General features: G+C 55.8%; 2 protein-coding genes. One reads left to right on the top strand and one right to left on the bottom strand.

The window, feature by feature from the left end; all coding sequences use genetic code 11:
* Nucleotides 1-764: 764 nt before the first annotated feature.
* Nucleotides 765-953 carry a hypothetical protein gene (locus tag VLA04_05415; GenBank protein ID HSI21107.1) on the bottom strand — a complete coding sequence of 63 codons (189 nt, stop codon included), beginning with the start codon at nt 951-953 and terminating at the stop codon, nt 765-767.
* Nucleotides 954-1361: 408 nt separating this feature from the next.
* On the opposite strand from VLA04_05415, the gene VLA04_05410 reads away from it, so the two are divergent.
* Nucleotides 1362-1559 (top strand): hypothetical protein (locus VLA04_05410; protein ID HSI21106.1); only part of this gene is annotated, 198 nt, incomplete at its 3' end.

Below are 1559 nucleotides of genomic sequence, written 5' to 3'. Positions count from 1 at the left end.
TTTTTGGAGCGGGAGGGCGACTTTGGGCCTGAACCTGGTCCTTGGTTATTTGGGCAGCTTCCTCAAGGGACGACCCAACAGGGGAAAACATTGATGTAATAGGAGGAGTCCCCTTCATTTGAATGTTGGTTTGGTTGTTTTTTTTGCACGCAAAATGGGCAATGAAGCGTAGGGTTTTATTCTGGTAAGCAAAATGAGCAACAGGCCTTTGCTCATTTTGACGTGTGTGCTCATTTTTACGTGTAACCACAGTACTCTCTTTTAACGTCTATGAAAGCGGAGGGCCGTGACAACGGGTGAAAACCGCTGGAAACAGGGGGGGGGCGTGAGGCGAAGAAACGCCCCTCACGGGATGCAAAAACTGGGTACGTTTTCGCCGTTGAATGGGGGGGGGCCGGTTTTTGGCCGTTCTTTGGGCGGTTTTTCGGGGCGGGTCCACTGGCCGCAAATCTCTTGAATCTGGACTTTGTTCACTTCTTCGTCTTCTTGGCCTGTGCTCGCGTCCTTGGAGGCGACGTTGCATCGGCTCCTGCATCCTTGGCATGCCCTTGCAGCTTCTTTGGAGCCGACACTGCCTTCTTCTTGGCCTGCTCTCGCGTCCTTGGTGCATGGGGTGCTGCACCCTTGGCTTGCCCTTGCATCTTCTTTGGAGCCGGCGCTGCCTTGTGCTGTGCGTTCTGCCCACGCGGCGGCTTTGCCGCCCTGTTCCTTGGCCGTCCCCACGGTGTGGGTGAGGAGACTGTGGAGAAAACCAAAAGAGCTTCTTACAAGGTGGCTGTGGGGATGGTTTGGGCACGCATTTCCTGGCGGAGAGGATTGTCATTTTGTTGTTGTGCGACACAGTGCATTGTGCGTTCCCACTTACCTGGCCAGACTTCTTTTGTTTCGCGCGGTGCTGCTTTTCCTCGGAGCTGGAGGTGAGTGAGAATCATGACTGTTGCGCGCCCAGACATTACCTTGAAATGTCGTCACCTCCTCCACGTTCGCGCTTCCCCTTCTTATTGAGTGGCACCTCAACCATCTGAGGCAAACAGTGAAAAGAGAAAGGCAGCACGAGGGGCTCACCCGTGGCGATTCGTCTTGCGAAACCACAACTCCATTGTCGCTGTCATACTCGGCCTCCTTGTCGTTCTGTGTGTGTCTGTGTGAGGGCGCGAGAAAACGACTCAAGAGGCCGTCTTCCCTCAATGTTCGCGAGGTACTCGCGTGCTACGCCCACAAGTGAGGAGGATATTCTCGGGAGCGTAGGTATAGGCTCCGTCAAGACGCCTCCCTTTGCCACGTGCGAGGGACAGGCCCCGATACCGGTGGGCGTACTCTTGGAGCAGCATTGTGAGCTGCGGTGCTGAGGGTGTTTCGCCATGGTTCTTCTTGAACGTGGCACAAAGGCGCTCCAGCATCTCGTCGCTCCCAAGCTCTGGCAACTCGAGATCCTTGTGGCCTTGCTCCGTTGCTTGTACCTGCTCGTTGGTTGGCGAGTTGCCCCTGGGCGGCAACTCGCGCGGCGGTCACGATGCCGCCAGTACCTCACGTGCACTCGCCTTGACTTGTTCCAAAAT

The sequence above is a fragment of the Verrucomicrobiia bacterium genome (assembly GCA_035460805.1).
In the GTDB taxonomy this organism is placed as follows: domain Bacteria; phylum Patescibacteriota; class UBA1384; order CAILIB01; family CAILIB01; genus DATHWI01.
The sequence above is the reverse complement of the archived record's forward strand: the minus strand, read 5'-3'. Positions and strand labels throughout refer to the sequence as shown.

Excerpts from the sequence above, each read along its gene's own strand:
- VLA04_05415 (HSI21107.1), bottom strand. The coding sequence starts at position 953 with ATGTCTGGGCGCGCAACAGTCATGATTCTCACTCACCTCCAGCTCCGA.